The sequence below is a fragment of the Streptomyces monashensis genome, assembly GCF_001866665.1.
Taxonomy (GTDB): Bacteria; Actinomycetota; Actinomycetes; order Streptomycetales; family Streptomycetaceae; genus Streptomyces; species Streptomyces monashensis.
The window spans coordinates 160,176-167,754 of record NZ_MLYO01000032.1 but is presented as its reverse complement, the minus strand read 5'-3'; the positions used below and the strand labels follow the sequence as shown (position 1 = coordinate 167,754).

Here is a 7,579-nt window from a genome sequence, read left to right as displayed (position 1 = left end):
CGGCCTGTCGCCGTCGGCCTTTTCGGGGCTTTCCGTCAACGGCCCAGGGCCGCCAGCTCCTTGGCGGCTTCCGTCAGGTCCTTCGCGGTGTCGATGGCCCGCCAGTAGGCCCCCTGCGGAATGGGGAATCCGAAGAGCCGCTCTTCCCGGGCCAGCCGGGGGAAGGTGGTCCGCTCATGGTCGCCGCGGTCCGGGAGCGTCTCGGCGAACTCGGGCGAGAAGACGTACACGCCGGCGTTGATCTCGAACGTCGACGGCGGGGCCTCGATGAAGTCGGTGATGTGCCCGAACCCGTCGGTCCGCACCGCACCCCACGGGATACGGGGACGGGCCAGGGCCAGGGTGGCCGTGGCGTCCCGCTCGGTGTGGAAGTCGGCCATGTCCCGCAGGGAGAAGCGGGTCCAGATGTCGCCGTTGGTGGCGTACCACGGCTGGTCGGGGCGGGGCAGATGCGCGGCGGCGTACTTGAGGCCGCCGCCGCGGCCGAGGGGCTCGGTCTCCACGACGGTGGTGACGGAGACCGGCAGGTCGGCGGAGTCCAGCCACTTCTGGAGGACCTCCGCGAGGTGGCCGCAGGAGACCACCACGTCCGTGACGCCTTCCTCGGCGAGCCAGGACAGCTGGTGGCCGATGATCGGAGTGCCCGTGCCGGGGATCTCGACCATCGGCTTGGGCCGGTCGTCGGTGTACGGGCGCAGTCGGGAGCCCTGGCCACCGGCCAGGACCACGGCTTGGGTGGGGCGCGACGCGGCGTTGGGATGGGTCATGTCCGCACTGTACGTGGCGCCCCGCCCGGGCCGGCCGACAACGACGCGGGCCCGGGCCCCGGCTCAGCTGTGCGCGGCGAGCACGCCCGAGGCGAACGACGTGTCGCACACTGGGCGGGCGTAGGACTGGGCGTGCGAGGCGCCGTAGATGCGCGCGGCGGCCTGGCCCAGGGCGCGGGCGATGGACGAGCAGTGCTTGGCCAGCGACGGGTGGTCGTTGACCGCCTGCTGGAGGTGGGTGAGGACCTCCCCGGGGTTCTTGTCCTGGAGCTCGCCGATCAGCCGGTCACGGAGCGCGTCCTGCGGGGCCTCGGGGACCTTCTTGGCGGACGCCGGGGAAACCTCCGCCGGGGAGACGTCCGAGGCGGCCAGCACCGAGCTGCGGGGGCTCCCGGTCCAGTTGACCCGCGTGACCGCGAGGGTCCCGGAGAGCACCAGGACGACGGGCAGGACGAGGGCGAGAGTGCGGCCGATGTGGCGGGCAGGGCCGCCCCGGTGGCCGCGTCGCGTCTGAGGGTTGGTGGAGTGCTTCACGCGTGTGAGGGTAGCGCCCGGTAATGATTTGGCGACATTGAGTCACCCTTACGGGGGATGAGGACGCGCCGTTTTCTGGGTATGGGGTTGACGCCGCTCACCCGAAATGGTCGCTGTGCCGGGGTATTTCCGTCGGTGCATACGGCGCGAATGGGGCCCCGCGGCACTCCGCGGGGCCCCATTCGTCAACTCCGGCGCAAACGTCCAGCTCAGTCGGAGAGGCGCTCGCCCGACGACGTGGAGAACACGTGGATCTCGCCCGGCCGCGGCACGACGTGCAGCGTGGCGCCCTTCTCCGGCACCTGACGGCCGTTGACGCGGACCACCAGGTCCTTGACCTCGCCGCCGACCTCGGCGGTGCCGTAGACGTAGCCGTCGGCGCCCAGTTCCTCGACCACGTTCACCGAGACGGCCAGACCGGCCGGGGCGTCCGCGCTGTCCTTGGAGAGGGAGGCGGCCGCGCCCCCGTCCAGTTCGACCACGTCGAAGTGCTCGGGGCGCACACCCACGGTCACCGTGCGGTCGCCCTTGTCGGTGGCGGCCGTCAGGGCCTCGCGGCTGACGGGGACGACGCTGTTGCCGAACTTCACGCCGCCGTCGGTGACCGGGACCTCGACCAGGTTCATGGCGGGGGAGCCGATGAAGCCGGCGACGAAGAGGTTCGCGGGCTTGTCGTACATGTTGCGCGGCGAGTCGACCTGCTGGAGCAGGCCGTCCTTGAGGACCGCCACGCGGTCGCCCATCGTCATGGCCTCGACCTGGTCGTGGGTGACGTAGACGGTGGTGATGCCGAGGCGCCGCTGCAGGGACGCGATCTGCGTACGGGTCGAGACGCGGAGCTTGGCGTCCAGGTTGGACAGCGGCTCGTCCATGAGGAAGACCTGCGGCTCACGGACGATCGCGCGGCCCATCGCGACACGCTGGCGCTGACCGCCGGACAGGGCCTTCGGCTTGCGGTCGAGGTACTCGGTGAGGTCGAGGATCTTCGCGGCCTCCTCGACCTTCTGCCGGATCTCCGCCTTGTTGACGCCGGCGATCTTGAGCGCGAAGCCCATGTTGTCGGCGACCGTCATGTGCGGGTACAGGGCGTAGTTCTGGAACACCATGGCGATGTCCCGGTCCTTGGGCGGCAGGTGGGTGACGTCGCGGTCACCGATGCGGATGGCGCCGCCGTTGACGTCCTCCAGGCCCGCGAGCATCCGCAGGGAGGTGGACTTTCCGCAACCGGACGGGCCGACCAGGACGAGGAACTCGCCGTCCTCGATCGCGATGTCGAGACCGTCGACGGCGGGCTTGGTGGAACCCGGGTAGATCCGGGTCGCCTTGTCGAACGTGACTGTGGCCATGGTGATGGGCCCCCTTCTACCGGCAGGAACGTGCCGGACGATCCGTTGTAGGAAGGTGGTTGGTGTAGTCCACGCGAGTGAACTGGCTCAGGACGCTACCTGGCGTCCACTCGGTCTGTCAGTACCCCGGCCACGGTGAACTTCGCGGAAATTTTCGACAGGAGCCGGCGCAGAGGTGGGTACACTGCACGGGCGCCCATGCGCACGCCTCCTTAGCTCAGCTGGTCAGAGCGCCGCTCTTGTAAAGCGAAGGTCGTCGGTTCGAATCCGACAGGGGGCTCTGGAAAACCAGCTCTGACCTGGGGTTTATCCCAGGTCAGACGCTCTGTTCGGCCTCGGGCTCCGCGTCCGGGGCCGTTTGCGTGAGCGGCGCGTGAGCGGATGCGCCGCCACCGCCCGGCTGGTCGACGGATTCCTCGGCATCCGCCGGCATCTCCTCGGTGCCGGATTTCCCGCCGTCAGCCGCCTCTCGCTCGGCTTCGGGCTTCTCGGCATCACCCGTTCGGCGGGCGCGCGGTACGAGCCGCGCTGCGGCCTCGGCGATCGCCAGGTCCGCCGCCCTCCAGCAGGGGCTCTTCAGCCCAGACCGACCAGCAGATCCAGGATTGGATCGGCACCCTCGATCCGGCCCGGGCCGTACGGATCCAGCAGGCGTACCCGCTCGCGTTCTTCGACCTGCACCTGCGGCACCGGGGGCAGGGGCACCTGCTCGACGGCCCGTGCCCGGCCTTCCCGGAGGTGAAGTTCATCCCATGAAGGGCGGTCGCGTCACTCCCAGTCGGCTCGCCACCATGACAACCAACATCTCCTGTTGTCACGGACTCCGCCTCGGCATTCGTGCGCGGTCGGGTCCTGCCTTGGGGCGGGCATGTGCACTGGTCAAACCTACGGGCTGTGTGAGCGATGCGTGAGCGGATGGTGCGGCACGAGCCGTCACGAGCCGCACCGCGCATCACAGCGCACATACTCTGACCAGGAAAAACCGGATCGATCATGATCGCGGACCATCACCCGTCATGATCTTGCAGGCCCTCGTGATCCGTGGCCGGGCGCTCGGCCGGAGCCACGGTTTCCTCGGTGGTGGTGAAGCGCAGTTCGGGATCGATGTGCTCGGCGAGCCAGCCCAGGCGGGGAGAGATCACGGGCAGGCCCATGCCCTGGCAGTCGATCACGCTCATCAACCAGGGGCAGCCGGGCCGGAAGGGGGCGATGCCGAAGCGGGCTGCGGTAGCGGACGCGGTCGCCCCGGTCGGAGACGACCTGGACGTGCGGTAGCGCGGCAAGTCGGTCGCGCGTCTTCTCGAGGCTGTCGTCCAGGCCGGTGCGCTCGGTGCGGCGTCGGCCGAAGAGGTCCAGCCGACTTCGGCCCCGTCGTATGGGGCACCGAAACCTCCATGACCGCCGAAGCCTCCCCGCTGCGGACCCCGCCCGTCCGCAGCGACAACGTCGGTCTGTGGCAATTCAAGTGGAACGGCGGTTCAGGGCGCGGCCCGAAGGCGAGTCGAATCAAGGGAGTTCAGGTGATTGACGTGCGGCCCAGCCGGCGCATGCGAGACCTCGGCGTCGTCCACGCCGGCATCCTTGCCGAACCGACCCGTGTCTTCGACCTGCCGGCCGGGCGCGAGGAGACCGAACGCATCGTGGACGAGTTGTTCGCCGCCATCGAGCGCATCGGCCAGGTCCATCCCTTCGCCAAGGGCAAGGGCATGGGCATCGCCGCCCCGTGGATCGGCATCGCCCGCTCTGCCGCCATCGTCTTGCCGGCCGACGACGCTCCGGTCGTCATCCTGCTCGATCCCCGGATCACCGACCACTCTGAGGAGACGGACGAGCAGTACGAGGGCTGCCTCAGCTTCTTCGACGTCCGCGGCCTCATCCCCCGCCCGCCGAAGATCACGGTGGATGCCACGGCCTTGACCGGCGAGACAACGACGACCGGGTACGAACGCGGCCTCGCCCGGCTCAGCCACCACGAAATCGACCACCCCGACGGACTTCTGCACACGGCCCGCATGCTGCCCGAGGTCGATCCGATCCCCGTAGAGGAGTACCGGCAGACTGGGCGAGCTCGGGCTTACGAGTAGGACCGAAATCAGCCGTGTCGACGCGTGCCGGTGGTGCTGGTTTCGCCGAGTGTGCATGGCTCCAGGCATCTCTGCTCGTCCAGAGTCATTCGCGGCCCATGAGTTGGGCGAGTAGTGCCACCACCGCAGTGGCTCCGACCAAGGCCGCCCCGGCTTCGGGCGCATGCGGGGTCAGGGCGACGACAAGGACTCCGACCAGCAGGAGTACTACGAGGCGCACGCCGATCTGTCCCATGAGGATCTGCCTTCCGTGTGGCACCGACTGGGTGGTGCATCCAGCGTGGGCGCCTCACGGACGGCCCTGACGACTCAAGACGAGCACTGGCAGCATCGGCCAAGAGCAGCCGCTGAATGACAGGCGTGACAGATCCTGACGCCTCTGAGCGCGGACACCGGCGCGCCAGATCAACAGACCAGGCGAAGGCTCATCAGAAGGAGCAGTGATGGTGGTTGCTCAGCCGTGGAAGAGGCCCGAGTCGGCTGACCAGCCTGACCTGAAGAAGCTGAACGCGGCGCCTCGGCCCGATCCCGCTGTGCGTCCGGGAGCAGGCACCGGCCGTCGGCTCATCGCCCGGGCGAATTCGCCCGATAGTTCGATCACTGGGCAACAGTGCCGTACTCTCTGCTAATCCTATCGCCAGCGTGACAGAGGATCACGCCAAGTGGGGGGAATTCAGCCCAAAGTGAGCAGAACTGCCGGGCACCGCGCGAGTCGGCGCGGTGCCCTTCTCGTGGCCGCCGTAGGCGCGATCACCGCGCTGGCCGGAACTCTCGTCGTCTCGGTCGATACGGCAGGCGCCACGAACGCTCCTCCGGCGTACACGTCCGCGATACCGGACACCGCCCCGCGTCTACCAGCCTCCGCGCCGCACTGGACAGCCCTTGCGGCCAAGCGGTTCTGGACTGCGCAGCGCATGGCAGAAGCGAAGCCGCTTCCGGACGCCAAACCGCGGACCACGGGCAAGGCCGCCGCCCACCCCACGCTCCAAGGGCTCGTCAAGCCGCCGGTGAAGGGTGGTCCGAACGCCCAGGACCTGCGCGAGGTCCCGATGGACGCCACGCCGAGCGCCACCGCCGGCCCGACGGACACACCCACCGACACCTCGACCCCGGATCCCTCCGCCACCGCTACAGACACCCCGACTGCCACCCCGACGGACACCTCGTCCGCCGCCCCGAGCACCTCCCCCAGCGCGTCGGACTCGGCGAGTCCCACCGCCTCGCCGAGCCCGTCCCCCACGAGCACGAGCGGAACAGGTCCTGCCAGCTCCTACTTCGGCGGGCTGCCGATGGTCGGCCGGATGTACATGCAGACCAGCAGCGGGTCCTACTTCTGCACCGCGAGCGTCATCAACAGCCCGCACCACAACATCGTGCTCACCGCCGGGCACTGCATGGACGGGCGGGCAGGCGGCGGCTCGCTCGCGTTCGTCCCCCAGTGGACCGCGGCCAACCCCCAGCCGTACGGCATCTTCCCCGTCGCCACGGACTCCGAAGGCCGCAGCCGGGTCTGGATCGATCCCCGCTACTACGACCTCGGACACGTCCAGGGCGCCCCGTGGGACATGGCGTTCGCCCAGGTCGGCGCGCGCAGCGACGGCAAGCAGGTGCAGGACGTGGTGGGCGGCAACAACCTGGCCACGGGCCGCGGCTACGCCTTCCCCAGCATTCGCCTGGTCGGCTACCCTGGCGCCGCCACGCAGCCCCTGACCTGTGACAACAACACCACGCAGTACACCCCGACCGACGGCACCCCCGGCTCGTACCTCCGGATCGCCTGCAACGGCTTCGCAACCGGCACCAGTGGCAGCCCGTTCCTGGAGAACTTCGACCCGACCACCGGCACCGGCGACGTGGTGGGCACCATCGGCGGCTGGGACACCGGCGGACCGACCGCCGATGTCTCCTACAGCTCCGCCTACGGCTCCGACGTCCAGAACCTGTACCAGGCGGCGGTCGCCGGCACCGCCCCCGCACGTCCCAATGTGCTGCCCGGCGCCTCCACACTCACCCACGCCACCCTCGTCACCTCCGGCTCCTTCACTCCCTCGGCTTCGCCCGATCCGGACAAGAGCGACCTCATCGTGCGCTGGTCCGACGGCGAGCTGACGCTGTACCGGGGCGGTGGCAACGGACGGTTCGACAAGGAGATACAGCTCGTCGCGGCCAACACCACCTGGACGAAGGCCGTCTCCATCACGGCCGGCGACTTCACGGGCACCAACACCTACGACCTGCTGGTGCGCTGGAGCGACGGCAGCCTCACCCTCTTCCCCGACGTCGACGCGCGCGGCCTGCACAGCCAGATCACGCTCGTCAAGCCGGGCACGCTGTGGCAGCACGAGGTCGGCATGACGGCGGGCCGCTACACCACCGACGACCACTGGCCCGACGACCTGATCGTGCGCTGGTCCGACGGCGAGACCACGCTCTACAAGAACCTCAACTCCACCGGACTCCACAGCGAGGTCCGGCTCAACCCCGCCAACTCCACCTGGACACACGCCACATCCCTCACGTCCGCCGACTTCGCCGGGACCAACGAGTCGGACCTCGTGGTCCGCTGGTCCGACGGCGAACTGACCCTGTACCCGGACATCAACCAGTACGGCTTCCACGGAGAAGTGCGACTGCGGGCCCCGAGCACGCTGTGGACCCACGCCACACTCACCACGGCGGGTAACTTCACCAGCACCGACAACCGGTCCAACGACTACCTCGTGCGCTGGTCCGACGGCCAACTGTCCATGTACCAGGACAGCGGCAACAGCCTCGGCACGGAAGCCGTACTCGCGACCGCGTCCGGCTCGTCGCTGCCGTACTACCGACGCTGACCACGAACTCCCCT

Annotated in this window: 7 protein-coding genes and 1 tRNA gene; 3 read left to right on the top strand and 5 right to left on the bottom strand. The window is 69.2% G+C overall.

Annotated features, from left to right (window positions below):
* Positions 1 to 35 precede the first annotated feature (35 nt).
* From BIV23_RS19720 to BIV23_RS19710, 3 genes are all read right to left on the bottom strand, one after another.
* Entirely contained in the window at positions 36 to 767 is a 732-nt protein-coding gene (locus BIV23_RS19720) for a nucleotidyltransferase family protein (RefSeq protein WP_071382204.1), read from the bottom strand.
* A 63-nt stretch (positions 768 to 830) separates the two neighbouring features.
* Positions 831 to 1,301 carry a hypothetical protein gene (locus tag BIV23_RS19715; RefSeq protein WP_071382203.1) on the bottom strand — a complete coding sequence of 157 codons (471 nt, stop codon included), beginning with the start codon at positions 1,299 to 1,301 and terminating at the stop codon, positions 831 to 833.
* 209 nt (positions 1,302 to 1,510) lie between these two features.
* Positions 1,511 to 2,647 (bottom strand): ABC transporter ATP-binding protein, encoded by a 1,137-nt coding sequence (locus BIV23_RS19710; RefSeq protein WP_071382202.1) that lies wholly within the window; start codon positions 2,645 to 2,647, stop codon positions 1,511 to 1,513.
* Between the two features lie 206 nt (positions 2,648 to 2,853).
* Here BIV23_RS19710 and BIV23_RS19705 point away from each other — a divergent pair.
* A tRNA-Thr gene (locus BIV23_RS19705) sits at positions 2,854 to 2,927 on the top strand.
* Positions 2,928 to 3,223: 296 nt separating this feature from the next.
* Here the strand turns inward: BIV23_RS19705 and BIV23_RS53255 are convergent.
* Complete coding sequence (locus BIV23_RS53255; RefSeq protein WP_281250162.1) at positions 3,224 to 3,352, bottom strand: hypothetical protein; 129 nt, start codon at positions 3,350 to 3,352, stop codon at positions 3,224 to 3,226.
* A 302-nt stretch (positions 3,353 to 3,654) separates the two neighbouring features.
* Positions 3,655 to 3,825: a hypothetical protein gene (locus BIV23_RS51970; protein ID WP_245790577.1), complete on the bottom strand. Its 171-nt coding sequence runs from the start codon at positions 3,823 to 3,825 to the stop codon at positions 3,655 to 3,657.
* A 216-nt stretch (positions 3,826 to 4,041) separates the two neighbouring features.
* Between BIV23_RS51970 and BIV23_RS19700 the strand changes: the two genes are divergently transcribed.
* Positions 4,042 to 4,731 (top strand): peptide deformylase, encoded by a 690-nt coding sequence (locus BIV23_RS19700; RefSeq protein ID WP_245790576.1) that lies wholly within the window; start codon positions 4,042 to 4,044, stop codon positions 4,729 to 4,731.
* Positions 4,732 to 5,645: 914 nt separating this feature from the next.
* Positions 5,646 to 7,565 (top strand): hypothetical protein, encoded by a 1,920-nt coding sequence (locus BIV23_RS53250; RefSeq protein ID WP_281250161.1) that lies wholly within the window; start codon positions 5,646 to 5,648, stop codon positions 7,563 to 7,565.
* Positions 7,566 to 7,579: the final 14 nt, after the last annotated feature.

Bases quoted from the DNA above. Each gene is read 5' to 3' on its own strand.
- BIV23_RS19710 (WP_071382202.1), bottom strand. From the start codon at position 2,647: ATGGCCACAGTCACGTTCGACAAGGCGACCCGGATCTACCCGGGTTCC.
- BIV23_RS53250 (WP_281250161.1), top strand. From the start codon at position 5,646: ATGGCAGAAGCGAAGCCGCTTCCGGACGCCAAACCGCGGACCACGGGC.
- BIV23_RS19720 (WP_071382204.1), bottom strand. From the start codon at position 767: ATGACCCATCCCAACGCCGCGTCGCGCCCCACCCAAGCCGTGGTCCTG.
- BIV23_RS19700 (WP_245790576.1), top strand. From the start codon at position 4,042: ATGACCGCCGAAGCCTCCCCGCTGCGGACCCCGCCCGTCCGCAGCGAC.
- BIV23_RS51970 (WP_245790577.1), bottom strand. From the start codon at position 3,825: ATGAGCGTGATCGACTGCCAGGGCATGGGCCTGCCCGTGATCTCTCCC.